The sequence below is a fragment of the Streptomyces solicavernae genome (genome assembly GCF_029968095.1).
In the GTDB taxonomy this organism is placed as follows: Bacteria; Actinomycetota; Actinomycetes; order Streptomycetales; family Streptomycetaceae; genus Streptomyces; species Streptomyces solicavernae.
The window spans coordinates 104,708-120,556 of the sequence record NZ_JASCIR010000012.1 but is presented as its reverse complement, the minus strand read 5'-3'; the positions used below and the strand labels follow the sequence as shown (position 1 = coordinate 120,556).

General features: G+C 73.2%; 17 protein-coding genes and 1 pseudogene. 7 read left to right on the top strand and 11 right to left on the bottom strand.

Going from position 1 to position 15,849, the window contains the following annotated elements; genetic code table 11:
* Positions 1-135: 135 nt before the first annotated feature.
* Positions 136-252 (bottom strand): annotated as a pseudogene (locus tag QIS99_RS16465) (hydrogenase nickel incorporation protein HypB); the annotation flags it as partial.
* 162 nt (positions 253-414) lie between these two features.
* On the opposite strand from QIS99_RS16465, the gene QIS99_RS16460 reads away from it, so the two are divergent.
* Complete coding sequence (locus QIS99_RS16460; RefSeq protein WP_282514125.1) at positions 415-1,353, top strand: oxygenase MpaB family protein; 939 nt, start codon at positions 415-417, stop codon at positions 1,351-1,353.
* Here QIS99_RS16460 and QIS99_RS16455 read toward each other — a convergent pair.
* The 3 genes from QIS99_RS16455 to QIS99_RS16445 all read right to left on the bottom strand — a co-directional run bounded on the left by QIS99_RS16455 (position 1,343) and on the right by QIS99_RS16445 (position 2,904).
* Entirely contained in the window at positions 1,343-2,440 is a 1,098-nt protein-coding gene (locus QIS99_RS16455; protein WP_408909569.1) for a MerR family transcriptional regulator, read from the bottom strand. The genes QIS99_RS16460 and QIS99_RS16455 overlap by 11 nt on opposite strands.
* Entirely contained in the window at positions 2,428-2,565 is a 138-nt protein-coding gene (locus tag QIS99_RS16450; RefSeq protein ID WP_282514124.1) for a hypothetical protein, read from the bottom strand. Before QIS99_RS16450 ends, QIS99_RS16455 begins: the two co-directional genes overlap by 13 nt.
* Before the next feature lie 87 nt (positions 2,566-2,652).
* Complete coding sequence (locus QIS99_RS16445; RefSeq protein ID WP_282514123.1) at positions 2,653-2,904, bottom strand: hypothetical protein; 252 nt, start codon at positions 2,902-2,904, stop codon at positions 2,653-2,655.
* A gap of 242 nt (positions 2,905-3,146) precedes the next feature.
* Here QIS99_RS16445 and QIS99_RS16440 point away from each other — a divergent pair, with 242 nt between their 5' ends.
* Both QIS99_RS16440 and QIS99_RS16435 read left to right on the top strand, forming a co-directional pair.
* Positions 3,147-3,725, top strand: a complete 579-nt coding sequence (locus QIS99_RS16440) for an RNA polymerase sigma factor (RefSeq protein WP_282514122.1) — start codon at positions 3,147-3,149, stop codon at positions 3,723-3,725.
* 276 nt (positions 3,726-4,001) lie between these two features.
* A complete protein-coding gene (locus QIS99_RS16435; RefSeq protein WP_282514121.1) occupies positions 4,002-4,580 on the top strand; it encodes a fasciclin domain-containing protein in 579 nt (192 codons plus the stop codon).
* Positions 4,581-4,657: 77 nt separating this feature from the next.
* Here the strand turns inward: QIS99_RS16435 and QIS99_RS16430 are convergent, their stop codons facing one another.
* A complete protein-coding gene (locus tag QIS99_RS16430; RefSeq protein WP_282514120.1) occupies positions 4,658-5,626 on the bottom strand; it encodes an AfsA-related hotdog domain-containing protein in 969 nt (322 codons plus the stop codon).
* 431 nt (positions 5,627-6,057) lie between these two features.
* On the opposite strand from QIS99_RS16430, the gene QIS99_RS16425 reads away from it, so the two are divergent.
* Positions 6,058-7,524, top strand: a complete 1,467-nt coding sequence (locus QIS99_RS16425; RefSeq protein ID WP_282514119.1) for a catalase — start codon at positions 6,058-6,060, stop codon at positions 7,522-7,524.
* 203 nt (positions 7,525-7,727) lie between these two features.
* Here QIS99_RS16425 and QIS99_RS16420 read toward each other — a convergent pair whose 3' ends face one another.
* On the bottom strand, positions 7,728-9,083 hold the full coding sequence (locus QIS99_RS16420) for an MFS transporter (protein WP_282514118.1): 1,356 nt from the start codon (positions 9,081-9,083) through the stop codon (positions 7,728-7,730).
* Entirely contained in the window at positions 9,080-9,670 is a 591-nt protein-coding gene (locus QIS99_RS16415) for a helix-turn-helix domain-containing protein (RefSeq protein ID WP_282514117.1), read from the bottom strand. The genes QIS99_RS16420 and QIS99_RS16415 overlap by 4 nt, the downstream gene beginning before the upstream one ends.
* Between QIS99_RS16415 and QIS99_RS16410 the strand changes: the two genes are divergently transcribed.
* Positions 9,669-10,190: a GNAT family N-acetyltransferase gene (locus QIS99_RS16410; protein ID WP_282514116.1), complete on the top strand. Its 522-nt coding sequence runs from the start codon at positions 9,669-9,671 to the stop codon at positions 10,188-10,190. The two genes, QIS99_RS16415 and QIS99_RS16410, sit on opposite strands and share 2 nt — an antisense overlap.
* Before the next feature lie 141 nt (positions 10,191-10,331).
* Here QIS99_RS16410 and QIS99_RS16405 read toward each other — a convergent pair whose 3' ends face one another.
* The 4 genes from QIS99_RS16405 to QIS99_RS16390 all read right to left on the bottom strand — a co-directional run bounded on the left by QIS99_RS16405 (position 10,332) and on the right by QIS99_RS16390 (position 14,740).
* Positions 10,332-11,882: a sodium:solute symporter family protein gene (locus QIS99_RS16405; protein WP_282514115.1), complete on the bottom strand. Its 1,551-nt coding sequence runs from the start codon at positions 11,880-11,882 to the stop codon at positions 10,332-10,334.
* Complete coding sequence (locus QIS99_RS16400) at positions 11,879-12,094, bottom strand: hypothetical protein (protein ID WP_282514114.1); 216 nt, start codon at positions 12,092-12,094, stop codon at positions 11,879-11,881. The genes QIS99_RS16405 and QIS99_RS16400 overlap by 4 nt, the downstream gene beginning before the upstream one ends.
* Before the next feature lie 61 nt (positions 12,095-12,155).
* Positions 12,156-13,580: an amidase gene (locus tag QIS99_RS16395; protein WP_282514113.1), complete on the bottom strand. Its 1,425-nt coding sequence runs from the start codon at positions 13,578-13,580 to the stop codon at positions 12,156-12,158.
* Between the two features lie 170 nt (positions 13,581-13,750).
* Positions 13,751-14,740, bottom strand: a complete 990-nt coding sequence (locus tag QIS99_RS16390) for an Lrp/AsnC family transcriptional regulator (RefSeq protein ID WP_282514112.1) — start codon at positions 14,738-14,740, stop codon at positions 13,751-13,753.
* Between the two features lie 188 nt (positions 14,741-14,928).
* On the opposite strand from QIS99_RS16390, the gene QIS99_RS16385 reads away from it, so the two are divergent.
* Both QIS99_RS16385 and QIS99_RS16380 read left to right on the top strand, forming a co-directional pair.
* Entirely contained in the window at positions 14,929-15,261 is a 333-nt protein-coding gene (locus QIS99_RS16385; RefSeq protein WP_282514111.1) for a DUF4333 domain-containing protein, read from the top strand.
* A gap of 218 nt (positions 15,262-15,479) precedes the next feature.
* Positions 15,480-15,848, top strand: coding sequence for a hypothetical protein (locus QIS99_RS16380; RefSeq protein WP_282514110.1), 369 nt, complete (start codon positions 15,480-15,482; stop codon positions 15,846-15,848).
* Position 15,849 lies beyond the last annotated feature (1 nt).

Genomic DNA, 15,849 nt, shown 5'->3' with positions numbered 1-15,849 from the left:
CGTACACGCCGCGACCCGTCCAGGAGACGGTGCCGTCGTGCCGATCGTGGAGCGCGGCCCGCAGGGCGTACAGGTGATGATCAGCAACTCGTCAAGTGCCCGAACGCATTCGGCCTCACGCACCTGGTGCTCGTCGGCGTCGTTCTCCGTGGCGAGGTCCGCGGTCAGGGCGGCGACCGGCACGCTCCGCTCGCGCGCGAGCAGCGGTTCACGCTCAAGGAGCGCGGTCTTCCCGCTTCCGGGGCTGGAGAGGCCCGGAGGCAGGGCGGATTCGCTCGTATGGTTGCCGCTGACCGCCTTCGGTGCTGTGCTCGTAGCAGAGGTCTTCGTCGCCCGTCTCGTGGGCCGGGGCCGGGGCGCAGCCGAAGGCCTGGTGGGGGTCGGGCAGCAGCGGACGGCCTGGTGGGAGTGGCGATGTCAGGGGTGAGGCCGGTGTGCGTGCTCACCACACTCAGAGCGCGTGCGGGCGGCGCGCTGTTCGCTCGCGTGGCGGGGCCGGAGGGGCCTCGGAACCGGGAGTTGATCCACTGCGCCCCGGGGCCGCGCTGGTTCGCGGCGGAGCGGCCCATCCGGCGTGTGCACGGCGACGGTGCGATGTTCGTCGGCGGGCTCGCGGCCCTGCTGCTGCAGTCGCTGCATCCGCTGGCGATGGCCGCCGTCGACGCGCACTCGGGCTACCGCGGGGATCCGTGGGGGCGGCTGCAACGCACCAGCACCTTTCTGGCGACGACGACTTACGGTCCCGCGGACAGCGCCCAGGCGGCGTGTGAACGGGTCAGGAGTGTCCACGCCGGCGTGCACGGCCACACTCCTGACGGGGTCCCCTACCGGGCGTCCGACCCCCACCTGCTCCTATGGGTGCACACCGCCGAGGTCGCCTGTTTCCTCCTCGCCCATCAGACCTTCGGCGCGCGCCCTCTGAACGCTGCGGGGTGCGACGGGTACGTGGCCGACGCCGCCCGGGTCGCCCGTGCGCTGGGCGTCCCCGACCCGCCCATGTCGTACCGCGAGGTGCGTGCGCTGCTCGGGCGGTTCCGGCCGGAGCTGCGCGGCACGCCCGCGGCCCGGGACACGGCGCGGTTCCTGCTGCTCAGGCCTCCGTTGCCGGTGGCCGCGCTGCCCTTCTACGGGGCGCTCGCCGTCAACGCCGTTGCCCTGCTGCCTCGTTGGGCCACGGCGGAGCTGCGCATCCCGCGGCTCGGGCGGTCCGCCGAGCGGCTGCTCGTACGGCCCGTGGGCGGCGGTTGTACGCGCGTCATCCGGTGGGCGATGGCAGGAGCACCGCCGCCCGCTGCTGCCGCTGCCGCTGCCGCTGCCGCTACTGCTACTGCTACTGCTACTGCTACGACGTGACCGTGCGGAAGAGGGATTCCAGGAGCGCCAGGGCGGAGGCCAGGCCCGTGAGGCGGCCTGCTCCCGGCTCGGGGGGTGTGCTGGTCCAGCCCGGTCCCGCGAGCAGGGCCAGGGGGTGGCTTCGGGCGCCGCGCACACCCCAGCCGAGGGTGAGGAGTGTGCGTACCGCCGTCAGATCGGCGGTGTCGCGGGACTGCGACCAGAGGACGACCGCGCACGGGCCGATGCGTCGCGCCGCGGACTCCAGGGCTTCGACCGGGACGGCTGCGCCGAACATCCGGGTGGGCAGGCCCCGTTCGGCTAGGGCCGCCCACAGGGCCTCGATCGGGAGGCTGTGCTGCTCCCCCGGCATGCAGGCAAGGAGGACCGGCGGGCGTTGGTCGGTGGGCGGGGTGGCCGTGGTGCGGAGGGTGGTGGAGACGTGCCAGGAGAGCAGGTGCTCCACCTCGACGTACGACTCGTCGGCGGACGCCCACTTGCGGCCGACGGCGTGCAGGGTCGGGGCGATGATCTGTTCCCAGGCCACGACGACCCCGTACGTGTCGACCGCGGAGTGGAGTTGGGCCTGTACCGCCGAGGCGTCGAGGCGTACGGCCGAGCGTGCCAGGCCCCGGCTCTCCGGCCAGACCTGGCCCAGGGGCAGGTCGCGGAAACCTCCAGGGCTGCGGAGCTGCGGCGCAGGCGCGGCCTCCTTCTCAGCCTCGGCGGTCTCCTTCGCGGCGGTCTCCTTCTCAGCCGTCTCCTTCTCGGCGGTCTCCTTCTCGGCGGTCTCCTTCTCGGCGGTCTCCTTCTCGGCGGTCTCCTCCGCCATCGCCAGGCGGGCCGCTTCGGCGGGTGTGACGCCCTGCGCCGTCAGCCGGCACATGCGCTCCATCCTGGCCACGTCCTCGGCGGACCAGCGGCGGTGGCGGCCCTGGACGCGGCGGCTCGGGCCGATGCCGTAGCGGCGCTCCCACGTGCGCAGCGTCGTCGGCGCGACGCCCAGCCTGCGGGCGAGCGCGCCGGTGGCCAGGGCGGCCTCGGCGGGACGGTCCTGGCTCGATTTCCCCTGCGGGCTCTCTCTCCAGCGCTGTGTCACAGTCGGCACCCGGCCTCGACCTTGCCGGGACGGGGCAGCGGCCGTGTGCGGCCGCGGGGCGCGTAGCCGAGGGCCACCCGGCTCGGCACGCAGGTGTTGTCGTGGTGCCCTTGCTCGGCCTTGGTGCTGGTCATTCGCCTCTCCTCCTCTCTCCCTCACCGCTGTGCCGCGTCACCGCGCGCCACCGTCTCGTACGTGTCCCGTGGTGCGTGTCGCTTCGGCTATTCCCGGTCGGGGCGGGCTCCGGACGCGTCGTCGCGCCGGACGGCCTCCTCGACGGCCTGCCACAGTCGCCCGGGCGGGGGCTGCGGGATGTCGGCCGGTGAGCTCGATCCGGCGGCCTCGACTACGCGCACGAGTGCGGCCAGGTGGTCCGCGCACACGACGCACCCGGCCAGGTGGTGACGCTGGGGCGCATCGGTCGGCTCGCCCAGCGCGAGGGCGACCAGCGCGTCCGTGTCGATGTGTGTCACGCCCGCCTCCCGTGTCCGCCGACCGCCTCTGCCTCTGCCTCTGCGCCACCTCTGCCTCTGCGCCACTCTTCGGCCGGAGAGCACGGCTTGGTTGCAGCGGGGGGCGCGCAAAACGACGCACAAACGATGCATCTTGTGTCCCGTTCTACCCCGCTTTCACCCTGGCGGCAGACGCGACGACCGACCCCGCGTCGCCCGGCACATGGGCCGGGCACGGTCCAGCTGTCCGAGGAGTGTCCACGATGACCACGTCAGAGGCGGTGCGCCAGGGGCCGGGGGACGACCAGCTGATCGCCGAGGCGTTCCTGCGGGGGGACGAGGACGGCTTCCGGCTGCTGTACGAGCGGTGGGCCGCGCTCGTCCACACCGTCGCGCGGCGGGCGCTGGGTGACTCCGGCGAGGCCGAGGACGTCACGCAGCAGGTCTTCATCGCCGCCTGGCGCAACCGCCGCGGGTTCTGTCCGGAGCGGGGTACGGCCGCGTCCTGGCTGGTCGGCATCGCCCGGCACAAGATCGCGGACGCGCTCGCGGCGCGTGCCCGGCGGGCCCGGCTGGCCGCCGCGTTGCGGTCGGCTCCGGACGCGGAACCCGGACCGTCGGAGGGGCGGCAGGCTCAGCAGGCCGTGGACCGCGTCGTAGTCCAGTACGAGCTGAGCCGGCTTCCGCGCGCGCAGCAGCAGGTGTTGCGGCTGGCGTTCTACGCGGATCTCCCGCAGTCGCAGATCGCCGCGTACACGGGTCTTCCGCTCGGCACGGTGAAGAGTCACGCACGGCGGGGGCTGCACGCGCTGCGGCGGCGGTTGGAGCAGGGTTCGCGCTGAGCTGGTGCCGGGGCCGGTGCTGGTGCCGAAGCTGGTGCCGGTGCCGAGCCCGTGCCGGGTGCTGGTGCCGGTCACCGGTTTCTCCCGATGCGCATCCGAACCGACCGTCCCGGTGGAATCAGGGGTGTTGCACATGGGCGACGGGCCTCTTCCGGATCCCGGCCCCCTCCCCTCCCCTCCCCCTCCCCTCCCCCTCCCCCTTCCGCGGCCTACGTCGGCCGCCGCCGGGATCCGGCCCCTTCAGGCCGCGCGCCCTCGATCCAGGAGGAACGAGCCATGAAAACCTCACTTCTCCGCCGCTGCGCTGTCTCCGCGAGCGCCCTGGCTCTGCCCGTGACCCTCGGTCTCACCGCACCGGCGGCCCTCGCCGCGCAGCCCGCGGAACCGTTCGGCCCGGCCTGCTCCTCGCTCCCCACCTCGGGTGAGGGCAGCGCGGAAGGCATGGCCGACGATCCGGTCGCGACGGCAGCGTCCAACAACCCCGAGCTGTCGACCCTCGTCAGCGCAGTGCAGAAGGCCGGGCTCGTCGACACGCTGAACAAGGCCGAGAACATCACGGTGTTCGCACCGACCAACGACGCCTTCGCCAAGGTGCCCAAGGCCGACCTCGACAAACTGCTCGCCGACAAGGAGCAGTTGACCAAGGTGCTGACGTACCACGTGGTGGGCGAGAAGGTCGGCAAGGACAAGCTCGCCGACGGCACGTACAAGACCCTGGAGGGCGGCGAGCTGACCACGGCGGGTTCCGGGGACTCGTACAAGGTGAACGACAGCGCGGCCGTGGTCTGCGGGGACGTGGCCACGCAGAACGCGACCGTCCATCTCATCGACACGGTTCTGATGCCCAAGATGTGAAGGGGTGTTGGCGCAGGCGCAGGCGCAGGGAGGACAGGCCGGGCGACAGGCCCGGCCGTCCCCTCACGGCCGTCCCCTCACGGCCGTCCGAGCATCACCGAGCCGGTGGCGACGGCGCGGCGGGCGGCGGTGACGAGGAAGCGGGACCCCGCCGCCTCGGACTCCACCTCGATCACGGCCCCGTACGACGGCACCGGCGCCCGCAGGTCGACGGAGAGCCCGACCACCGCGTCCGCCGTCCGTCCCGACCGCAGCAGTGTGGCCTGCCGGGCGGCCTCCAGGACGGCGGGCGCGGGCAGCCGGTCGGGGCGGCCCGGCAGCAGCACCGGGTGTGCGGGGTCGCGCGGCAGCAGCACCATACGGCCCTGGGGCGCCCGCGCCACCAGCACGTCCCCGTCGGCGGCGGCGCCGACGGCCGCGGCCGGGGGATGCAGGAGCCCGGCCGGGCCCGGCCCGTCCGCGCGGGACGCCGCCCGGGGGCGGGCCGGGGCGGCCAGACGCATGGTGCACGACGCGAAGGGTGCGCCCCGGTGCCGGAACTCGGCGGTGATCCGGTAGGCGGTGAGCCGGTCCCGGACGGCGGCGAGGTCGCTGAGGACGAGCAACGCTTCGACGTCGGTGGCGGCGTCCCGTTCCTGTGGCTGTACGCCGGGGCGCAGCCCGAGACCGACCGAGGCTGGCACGAACGCCGGGGCGTCCTCGCCGAGCAGGTGGCGACGTTCCACGGCCAGGGCGAGCTGCCGAGCGGACTCGACCATGATCAGGGGGTGGTGCCGCACCTCGGCGGAGCGTTCGTTGAGGGGATGGAGGCGGGGCCACTGGCACCGTGCGGTGAAGCTGCGGCTGCCGGTGCGGCCGAGGGAGACGACCAGCATCGACGCCATGGTGGGCAGGCCGATCGCGGTCCAGGGCACCGGGGTCTGCGGCTGCCCGGGGGCAGGGCCGATCCGGGCGGGCGCGGGACCGGCCGAGGGTCCGCCGGAGGTTCCCGGGCTTCCGGGCGCATCGCGGCGTACCCGCTGTCCCTCGACGCTCACACCGTCCATGCGCTCCTCCCGCCGGGAGACGGCGACGTGTCCGTGCCGATCGCCTGGCATGTCTAACTGACGACTCATGCCGAACCGACGACTCATGTCTAACCGACGACTCATGCCGAACCGACGACTCATGCCTAACCGACGACTCATGCCGAACCGACGACTCATGTCTAACCGACGACTCATGCCGAACCGACGACTCATGTCTGCCTGTCATGTCTACCTGACCGCTTCGGAGCGATCGACGCACCCGGATGCACCGGGCCCGGCCCGGCCCTCCCCCGTACGTACGCGCCCGTCGAGCACGAGGGGTTCACCGGCCCCCGGCCGCCGTCCCGTGGTGGACCTGGGTGCAACCGATGAGCGCCCCCGCGGCATCCGGGAGATCCTGTCTGCGGCTCTGGTGGCCAGCTGTACCCCCCACAGCGAAGGGCACGACCATGAACGACGGCACGCCGAAACCGACCACCACCGACTCCGGGGCCCCCGTGGAGAGCGACGAGCATTCGCTCACCCTCGGGCCCGGCGGACCGGTCCTGCTGCAGGACGCGTACCTGATCGAGCAGATGGCGCAGTTCAACCGGGAGCGCATCCCCGAGCGCCAGCCGCACGCGAAGGGCAGCGGCGCCTTCGGCCGCTTCGAAGTCACCCATGACGTCAGCCGGTTCACCAAGGCGGCCCTCTTCCAGCCGGGCGCGAGCACCGATCTGGTGGTGCGGTTCTCGACGGTCGCCGGGGAGCGCGGCAGCCCGGACACCTGGCGGGACCCGCGCGGTTTCGCGGTGAAGTTCTACACCGGCGAGGGCAACTACGACATGGTCGGCAACAACACGCCGGTCTTCTTCGTCAGGGACCCGATGAAGTTCCAGCACTTCATCCGGTCGCAGAAGCGCCGCGCCGACAGCAATCTGCGCGACCACGACATGCAGTGGGACTTCTGGACCCTGTCCCCCGAGACCGCCCACCAGGTCACGTGGCTGATGGGCGACCGCGGGGTCCCCCGCACCTGGCGCCACATGAACGGCTACACCTCCCACACCTACATGTGGATCAACGCCTCCGGCGAGCGGTTCTGGGTGAAGTACCACTTCAAGACGGACCAGGGCATCGAGTTCTTCACCCAGCACGAGGCCGACCGGATGGCGGCGACCGACACGGACTTCCACACCCGTGACCTCTTCGAGCACATCCGCGACGGGGACTTCCCGTCCTGGACGCTGCATGTGCAGGTCATGCGGTACGAGGAGGCGGCGGGCTACCGGTTCAACCCGTTCGACCTCACCAAGGTGTGGCCGCACGCCGACTACCCGCTCATCCCGGTGGGCCGTATGACGTTGGACCGCAACCCCACCGACAACCACGCCGAGATCGAGCAGGCGGCGTTCCAGCCCAACAACCTGGTCCCGGGGATCGGCCCGAGCCCGGACCGGATGCTGCTCGCCCGCCTCTTCTCGTACGCGGACGCGCACCGGCACCGCATCGGCGCCAACTACCAGCAGCTGCCCGTGAACGCGCCCGTCGTGCCGGTCCGCACGTACTCGAAGGACGGGGCGATGGCGTACCGGAACACGACCGACCCGGTGTACGCGCCGAACTCCAAGGGCGGCCCCGCGGCCGACACCGAGCGCTACGGGGACCCGCCGAGCTGGCACGCCGACGGGGACATCGTGCGGGCCGCCTACGTCGCCCACGCGGAGGACGACGACTGGGGCCAGCCCGGCACACTGGTGCGTGAGGTCCTGGACGACGCGGCGCGCACCCGCCTGGTGGACAACGTGGTCGGCCATCTGCTCGACGGGGTCACGGAGCCGGTTCTCGTACGGGCCTTCGCGTACTGGACCCGCATCGACGCGTCCCTCGGCAAGCGCATCGAGGAGGGTGTGCGGGCCGGGGGCGACGGGTCGTAGGAGACGGCCCGGACGTCGGCAGCGAACGGGCGGACTTCGAGGCGTCGGTGCGTCGATGCGTCGATGCGTCGATGCGCCGATGCGCCGATGCGCCGATGCGTCGGTGCCGGGAGATTGAGGCGCGGCGGGAGACGCGGCGGGAGACGCGGCCGCTGGCGTTCCTGCGGGACCGCGGGGCGGGTGGAGGTGGTGGAACCGGGCCGCTACCGCGCGGCGTGACCACCCGGGCGGGCCGACGGGTGGCCGTCGGTCCGCTGCTCACCCGACCGCTGCTCGTCCACATGCGGCTCGTCCATATGCGGCTCGTCCACATGCGGCTCGTCCATATGCGGCTCGTCCATATGCGGCTCGTCCCCATGCGGCTCCCCCGTCCGCTGCTCCCCCGTGCCCTGGTTCCGGGCCCGGCGGCCCCATCCGTGTCCGAGCGCGGCGGCGAGGAGCAGGGCCGCGAGGGCCGTGAGGGTGGCGCCGTGCCAGCCGGACAGGGTGAGCAGGGGTGCGGCGAGGGCGGTGCCGAGGGAACCGATGGCGAAGTACAGGATCAGGTAGACGCTGCTGAGGCTGCCGGCGCGCTGCGGTGCGAGGGCCATGATGCGGCTCTGGTTGGCGGCCTGGGCGGCGAAGCAGCCCGCGTCGAACAGGGCGAGCCCCAGTGCGGTGGCCGGCGGGCTGTCGAGTCCGGTGGCGAGGAGGGCGGTTCCGGCGGCAGCCGTCAGCAGGGCGGCGGTGATCACGGCGTGCGGCGTGTACCGGTCGATGAGGCGTCCGGTGAACGGGAGCGCGGCGAAGCCGAGGAGTCCGGTCAGGCTGTAGAGGCCGATGACGGTGGGTTCCAGGGAGTGGGGCGGTGCGGCCAGGGCGAGGACCAGCGCGACCCAGATGAGGTTGAAGGCGAAGTACCAGAGCCCGCCGACGGCCACGGCACGGCGCAGCTCCCTGAACTGGCGCAGCAGTGGCGGCAGTTGGGCGAGCGCGGCGCGGTAGCCGTGCTCGCGGTACGGCCGCTCCTTCGGCAGGAGTGCGGCCGCGGCGACCGCACCGAGCAGGGCCGACGCGGCGAAGACGAGGAGCATCGGCCGCCAGCCGAGCAGGTTGGTGAGCGCCCCGCCCGCCAGCCGGCTGAGCAGGATCCCGGCCGACATGCCGGCGGCGACACAGGCGACGCCGGATCCGCGGCGCCCCGGCGGGGCGTGCCGGCCGGCGATGGCACCGGCCTGGGCGGCGACGCCGGCGGCCGCGCCGATGCCCAGGTAGGCGACGAGGAGCACGGCGGCGCCCGGTGCGGCGGCGGCGACGCAGAGCGCGGCGGCGAGCGCGGTGAGCTGCGCGGCAACCAGGCGGTGGGGCGCGATGCGGTCGGTGAGCGGCAGCAGCAGCGCGAAGCCGGCCATGCAGCCCGCGAGCGCGGCCGTCGGCACCAGGCCGATGGCGGCGGGCGGGACGCCCAGGTCGGCGGCGACGGAGGTGAGGGCGGGCTGGACGGCGTAGTTGTTCGCGATGGCCGTCCCGGCGATGGCGGACAGCAGCAGCACCCCGCCCCGGGGGAACGGGCGGGTCACGGCGTCACGCTGCGGGCGAGGACGACGGCGTACCGGCACTCGCTGTCCGTGGTGTTGGCGAAGACGCGGTCGGCGGGCCGGGCCAGTTCGATGGTGTCGCCCGCGTCGAGTTCGTGGACCGTGTCGCCGTCGTGGAAGGTCAGGCGGCCGTCGAGGACCCAGACGACCTGTCGGACAAAGGCGAAGGCGGCGGCCGGGTACGGCACTCGGGCGCCGGCGGGCAGGCGGACCTCGGCGACCTCGGCGGGGAAGCGCGCGCCGGTGATCTGGCGGCGCCGGTAGCCGGTCGCGGGGTCGCGCCACTCCGCCGCGTCCGCCCCGCGCCGCACGTCCGTCGCGTCGTCGCTCGCGGGCTGCCCTTCCTCGGCCAGGGCGAGCAGGGAGGCGACGCTGAGCCGGAACGCGGCGGAGAGCTTGCCGAGGACGACGGCGGTGGGGCTGCTCTCGCCGCGCTCGATCCTGCTGATCATGGCCTGCGACACCCCGGAGGCCTCCGCGAGCTGGGCGAGGGTCCAGCGGCGTCGGTCCCGCTCGGCCCGGACGCGTGCGGCGATCCGCCCCACCAGAGGATCTACTATGTTGGACATGGCACCAATATACGAGAGCCACCGCACGGCCGTGACCGTGCGCCCCGCCCGGCCCGAGGACGTGGAGGCCGTCCGCGCGATCCGCAATCACGCGATCGAGCACTCCACGGCCCTGTGGACGCAGACCCCGCAGTCCTCCGCCGAGGCGACTGCCTGGCTGGCCGCGCACCGGGAACGCGGCTCGGCCTTCGTGGCGGAGGCGGACGGCGAGATCGCGGGGTTCGCGGCCTACGGGCCGTGGCGCGCCCTGGACGGGTACCGGCACACGGTGGACGACTCGGTGTACGTGCGCGACGGGCGGCACGGCCTCGGGATCGGCTCCGCGCTCCTGACGGCCCTGGTCGGGGCCGCGCGCGAGGCCGGCCACCACGTCATGATCGCCGACATCGAGGCAGGGAACACGGCCTCGATCCGGCTGCACGAACGCCACGGGTTCCAGGTCGTCGGCACCGTGCCGGAGGTCGGCACCAAGTTCGGGCGCTGGCTCGACCTGACGATCATGCGGCTGACGCTCGCCTGATCCGGCGGCCGGTCGGTCCACGCGCCGCCCACGCGGAGCGCGTACGAGCCCTCGGTCCGGAGCCCGTACGAGCCCTCGGCCCGGAGCCCGTACGAGCCCTCGGTGCGGAGGCCGTAAGTCCAAGGGCCCGCAGCCGTGCCCTCAGTCCCGGGCCGTCGGGCCACGACCCGAGGTGGCACGGGCGGGCGCCGCAACGCCCCCGTCGGCGGGCGTCCCGTCCGCAAGCGCGTCCCCGCAGTCCACCATACGGCCGCTCCCGGAGCCGGCGCCCAGGCGGCGGGAGCCCAACAGGCCGGAGCTCAGGAGGAGTTGGGCCACCACGGTCACCACGATGTTGGGGACGAGGGACAGCAGGCCCGCGTCCACCGTCCCGATGTCCACCCCGCCGAACGTCAGCCAGGCCAGCGTCAGGACGCCCGTGACGATGCCGAGCAGCGCGGGCACCGCCCCGAGCCGGTTGTGCCGGGCGAGCCCCGCCACCGTGGCCGGGGCCATCTGGGCCAGCCCGCCGAAGGTGAGCAGCAGCAGGTCGGCGAGCAGCCCGGGGCGGGCGATGCCCAGGACCAGGGCGAGCGCGGAGGCGAGCACCACGCACACATGGTTGACGCGCAGCGTGGCGCGCTCGCTGCGAGCGGGCAGCAGGTTGCGCGAGACCAGGGTGGAGATGCCGAGCAGGATCGCCGCGGACGGCACCATCGCGGTGGCGGCCGCGGCCACCGCGACCACTCCCACCAGCCAGCCCGGCAGGGCGTGCCCGGTCATGGTCAGCAGGGCCGCCCGGCTGTCGGCGTCGGGGGCCAGCGCCATCGCCCCGGCGAATCCGACGATGACGGGGACGGCGATCGCGACCTGGTAGAGCGGGAGCCAGATGTAGTTGCGGCGCAGCGACCGCGCGCTGCCCGCCGACAGGATCGCGGACCACAGGTGCGGCATCGTGTTCAGGCCCGCCCCGATCGCGCTGATCAGCATGGCCGTGGTGAACCAGGTGGCGTCCGTGGCGGCACCGTCGAGGGTGAGCAGCGCCGGCCGGGACTCCCGTACCGTCTCGAAGAGCCCGCCGAGGCCCCCGCTGATCGTCAGCGGTACGGCGACCACGAGGACGATCAGCGCGACGACCATCAGCACGTCCTTGAAGTACGCGGCCCGGGCGATGCCGCGGATGCCGGACCACAGGACGAAGCCGACGGTGAGCACGGTGGCCAGCACCATGCTGCCGGTCGCCCCGGTCTCGCTGCCGGTGGCCAGTTGCACGATGAGCCCGAGGCCGGTGATCTGCAGTTGCAGGTACGGCAGCAGGAACACGGCGCCGACCACCGCCACGACCTTCCCGAGCAGCGGGCTGTCGAAGCGGTCGGCGAAGAAGTCGGCCTGCGTGATGTACCCGTTGGCCTTGCCGAGCCGCCACAGCCGCGGGCCGGTCAGGTACTGCCCGAGCAGGCACAGGGACAGGTACCCCAGCGCGTAGGTGGCCGCGACCCCGTCGCTGAACGCGAGTCCGGCGAGCCCGAGGAAGCTGAACGTCGTGAACGACTCGCCGGCCTGCAGGAACCACATGGTCACGGTCCCGAACCGGCGTCCGCCGACGGCCCATTCGCCCAGGTCCTGGCCGTGGCCGGCGGTGCGGCGGCCGCTGACGCCGATCGCGGCGATGGCGATGATTCCGGCCAGGGTGACGGCCATGGTCGTGTTCACTTGGCGGCCTCCTCGTCGGTGTCCTCGGGGTGCGGGGCGTGCGCCTCGTACAGCGCGAGCGCGGCGGTGGTCCCCACCGTCCACAGCACGCACCACACGAGAACCGAGGGCAGGCCGAACCACAGGTGGGTGGAGTTGACGAACGGCAGATAGGGAGTGGCGAGGAACCCGGCCGCGGGCACGGCTAGGTACGCCAGATGACGCTGGCTCATGCGAAATCCCGTCAGGAGACGTTCAGTTGGCGATCGGAGGGCGATGGTCAGCCGACGGAGGTCATTCGGCGGGTACGAGAGCCGGGCGGCGCAGGCCGTGCCGGGTGGCGGCCTCGTAGCGGGCGGCGATCTGCAGGAGGGTCAGGTCGGCGCGCGGCGCGGCGACCAGCTGCAGCCCGACGGGCAGTCCGCCCGGCGTGAACCCGGCGGGCACGGAGACGGCCGGTGCACCGAGGACGGTGACGTAGTACGCGGACCGCATCCAGTCGAGGTAGGTGTGCTGCTCCTGCCCGCCGACCAGGGCGGGGTACTCCGACTCCACGTCGAACGGCACGACTTGGCTGACCGGCGCGAGCAGCACGTCGTAGCGGGCGAAGAACTCCACCGCGGCCTGCTGGATCCGGGCGTGTGCGGTGGTGGCCCGCCGGAGGTCCGCGCCGGTCAGCTGCAGGCCCTGCTCGATGTTCCGGGCGAGGCTCGGCTTGAGGGAGCCCGGGTCGGCCTCCAGGGTCGCGCCGAGGCCCAGGGCGAACTGCTGCGCGCGCAGCGTGCGGAAGACGTCATCGGCGCCGTCGAGGTCCGGGCAGTCCTCGGTCACCGTACAGCCCAGCTCCTCGAACACCCGTAGCTGCGAGGCCAGTTGGGCGCTGACCTCCGGGTCGACGGGGACGCGCCCGCCCAGGTCCGGCGCCCAGGCGACCCGCAGTCCGCGCAGCTCGCGCTCCAGCGGCGTGCGGAACACGGACCCGGGCTCGTCCAGGGAGATCGGGCAGCGCGGGTCGGGACCGGCCATGACGGAGAGGAGCAGTGCGGCGTCGGCGACGCTGCGGGCCATCGGTCCGGCGACGGCCATCGTGTCCCACGGGTCGGCGACGGGGAGGCTCGGCACCCGCCCCGGCGTGGGGCGCAGGCCGACGACGTTGCAGAACGAGGCCGGGTTGCGCAGGGACCCGCCCATGTCGCTGCCGTCCGCGATCGGCTGCAGCCCGGAGGCGAGCGCGGCCGCCGCCCCGCCGCTGCTGCCGCCGGCCGACTTCGTGAGGTCGTACGGGTTGCGGGTCGCGCCGAAGACCCGGTTGAAGGTGTGCGAACCGGCCGCGAACTCGGGCACGTTGGTCTTGCCGATGCGGATGGCGCCGGCGGATTCGATGCGCTGGACGAGCAGTTCGTCCACGTCGGGCACGTGGTCGGCGAAGAGCGGCGAGCCGTGCGTGGTGCGCATCCCGCGGGTCAGGTGGGTGTCCTTGAACGCGATCGGCAGTCCGTGCAGCGGTCCGACCTCCTCGCCCCTCGCGAGCCGGTCGTCGGCCTCCTTCGCGGCGGCCGTCGCGCCCTCCGCGTCGAGGGTCACGATCGCGTTGACGTGCGCGTTCACCTCTTCGATCCGCTCCAGGTGGGCCCGCACGACCTCCCGCGCGGACACCTCCCCCTTGCGCAGGCGCGCAACGAGCTCGGTGGCGTCGGCGTACGTGATGTCCTCGGTCATGACCGTCCTAGGGCAGGGGCGTGATGGTGGCTCATCCTGAGCCCGCCTGCCGAAAGTGGTCAAGAGATCTGCGTGTATGAATTTTTTGGTCACTGGAATTGATTGCGTGACGCTTAAGGTCACACCAGGCCGGTCACCCCGCCACCCCAACACCTGACACCCGTCACCCGTCACCCCGCCGTGAGCAACCCCCGCATCAACGGCGTGGGCGTCGCGCTCCGCTTCAGCGCCTCGATCACCAGGTGCGAGCTGACCGCCTCGACCTCGCTCAGCCACGCGCCCTCCGTGAGGAACGTGTGCAGCGCGGCCATGGACGGCTGGGTGACGTCCACCAGCAGCTGGTACTCGCCCATCACCACCGCCGCGTACCGCACGAGCGGCGATTCGACGAGCAGTTGGCCGACCGCCTCCACCGCGTCGGGGCGGGTCCTGATCCACAGCAGGGCCTCCACCGGCAGCCCCAGCAGCGCCGGTTCCACCGCCGCCCGGATCGACACCACGCCCGCCCCGGTCAGCGCCTCCACCCGCCGCCGCGCCGTCGCCTCCGACACCCCCGCGATCGCCGCCAGCTCCTCGTGCGTACGCCGCCCGTCCTCGGCCAGCGCCGTCACGATCCGCCGCTCCTCCGGGCCCAGTTCCACGGCCGGCGCGTTCGCCCCCTCCCGGCGGACCGGGTGCTGCGAGAGCGCCGCCTCCTCGTCCGCGCCCAGGATCCCCGGCCGCCAGTCGTGCACCGTACGGAAGTACCGCAGCACGGGGGCGACCTCCTGCGCCCGCAACTCGGGGCGGGCCGGCACCTCGTCCACCATCAGCCGGGCCAACTCCCCCGGCGGGCACTGCACTTCGGCCACACAGTCCGGAGCGCCCGACAGGACGTAGCTGAAGATCGTGTCCGTACGCGCCGCGGCCGCCAGCGCGGCCTCCCGTGCCGCGCCCGGGCGGCAGGTCAGCCGTACGATAGCGGTCTCGCCGCGCGCGACCAGACCGGTGACCGTCACCTGCCCGCTCTCCAGGAGGTGCAGGCCGCGGCGGGCCACCGTGCGCTGCGGCTCGCCGAGCGCGGCGGCGATCCGGCGCCAGGAGGCGCGTCCGTCGATCTGCAGGGCCGCGATGATGCGGCGGTCCAGCGCGTCCAGGGGCGTGTCAGCTGCGGTCGTCACCGCCCCACAGTACGGAAGCCGCGATCGCCGCCGCGCCCCACAGTACGGATCGCTCGACTGCGCCCTCGCCCTGCGCGGCGCCGTCCCGCGGCGTCCTGCCCGCCAAGGTGCCCGGGCGGTTGGTAGTTGGCGGGTGGTAGTTTCCCCACGCACAAGCCTGTCATGAACATTCGAACGAGGAGCGTGCGGTGCAGCGGCGAGCGGTGGGGATCCGGATGGCGGCCGGGACGGCGACGGGGGTGCTGGCGGTGCTGCTCACGGCGGGCTGCAGCGTCGGCGGTCCGGCGGCGGTGAGCAAGGACGAGGTCGCCGAGAAGGCGTCGCAGGCGCTGGGCAAGCAGGTCGGCCGGGAGCCCGACAGCGTCACCTGCGACGAGGACCTGAAGGCCGAGGTGGATGCGACGGTGCGCTGCGAACTGACGGCGGACGGCCAGACGTACGGCCTCACGGTCACCGCGAAGTCGGTCGACGGCACGCAGGTCGACATGGGCTTCAAGGTGGACGACACACCTTCGGGGTGAGCCCGGGGCACGGGGCGGCCCCCTGCGGGGCGGCCCCCACCTGCGGGGCGGCCCCCTTCGGCACGAGCGGCCTCCTCATGCGCCGGACGGGTGAAGACCGTACGACCCCGGCAACCGGCGCCGGACGCGGCGGCGTCTTCCCCAGCGGCCGCCTCCGACCAGGGCGGTTCGACAACGACGTTCGTCGCCCCGACCCGGGGCACAGCATGGGGAGTTGTATGCGCAGCAAGCTCGCTTCGGCCCTGGGCGCCGTCGCCCTCACCGCCGGTGCCGTCCTGACCCTCGCACCCACGGCCTCGGCCGCGGACACCTGCTGGGCGGACGGCAACCGCTACTGGTGCCACAACGTGCCCGGCGCCCCGGTCTACGGCACCGTCGGCAACAACCACGTCTACCCGGACCCCGACACCGTGGTCGGCCACATGTACTCCAACCCCAGCTGGTTCTACTGCAAGATGGACGGCCAGGACTGGGTCGGCGGCCCGCATCCCACCCGCTGGCTGATGACGGTCGCGGACAACGGCCGGCTCGGGTTCATGAAGGACACCGACATCTACAGCGAGACCGACCCGGTCCGCGACTGCTGAC

Excerpts from the sequence above, each read along its gene's own strand:
- QIS99_RS16430 (WP_282514120.1), bottom strand. The coding sequence starts at position 5,626 with ATGGACGGTGTGAGCGTCGAGGGACAGCGGGTACGCCGCGATGCGCCC.
- QIS99_RS16410 (WP_282514116.1), top strand. The coding sequence starts at position 9,669 with ATGGCACCAATATACGAGAGCCACCGCACGGCCGTGACCGTGCGCCCC.
- QIS99_RS16380 (WP_282514110.1), top strand. The coding sequence starts at position 15,480 with ATGCGCAGCAAGCTCGCTTCGGCCCTGGGCGCCGTCGCCCTCACCGCC.
- QIS99_RS16435 (WP_282514121.1), top strand. The coding sequence starts at position 4,002 with ATGAAAACCTCACTTCTCCGCCGCTGCGCTGTCTCCGCGAGCGCCCTG.
- QIS99_RS16440 (WP_282514122.1), top strand. The coding sequence starts at position 3,147 with ATGACCACGTCAGAGGCGGTGCGCCAGGGGCCGGGGGACGACCAGCTG.
- QIS99_RS16395 (WP_282514113.1), bottom strand. The coding sequence starts at position 13,580 with ATGACCGAGGACATCACGTACGCCGACGCCACCGAGCTCGTTGCGCGC.
- QIS99_RS16450 (WP_282514124.1), bottom strand. The coding sequence starts at position 2,565 with ATGACCAGCACCAAGGCCGAGCAAGGGCACCACGACAACACCTGCGTG.
- QIS99_RS16415 (WP_282514117.1), bottom strand. The coding sequence starts at position 9,670 with ATGTCCAACATAGTAGATCCTCTGGTGGGGCGGATCGCCGCACGCGTC.
- QIS99_RS16400 (WP_282514114.1), bottom strand. The coding sequence starts at position 12,094 with ATGAGCCAGCGTCATCTGGCGTACCTAGCCGTGCCCGCGGCCGGGTTC.
- QIS99_RS16460 (WP_282514125.1), top strand. The coding sequence starts at position 415 with ATGTCAGGGGTGAGGCCGGTGTGCGTGCTCACCACACTCAGAGCGCGT.
- QIS99_RS16425 (WP_282514119.1), top strand. The coding sequence starts at position 6,058 with ATGAACGACGGCACGCCGAAACCGACCACCACCGACTCCGGGGCCCCC.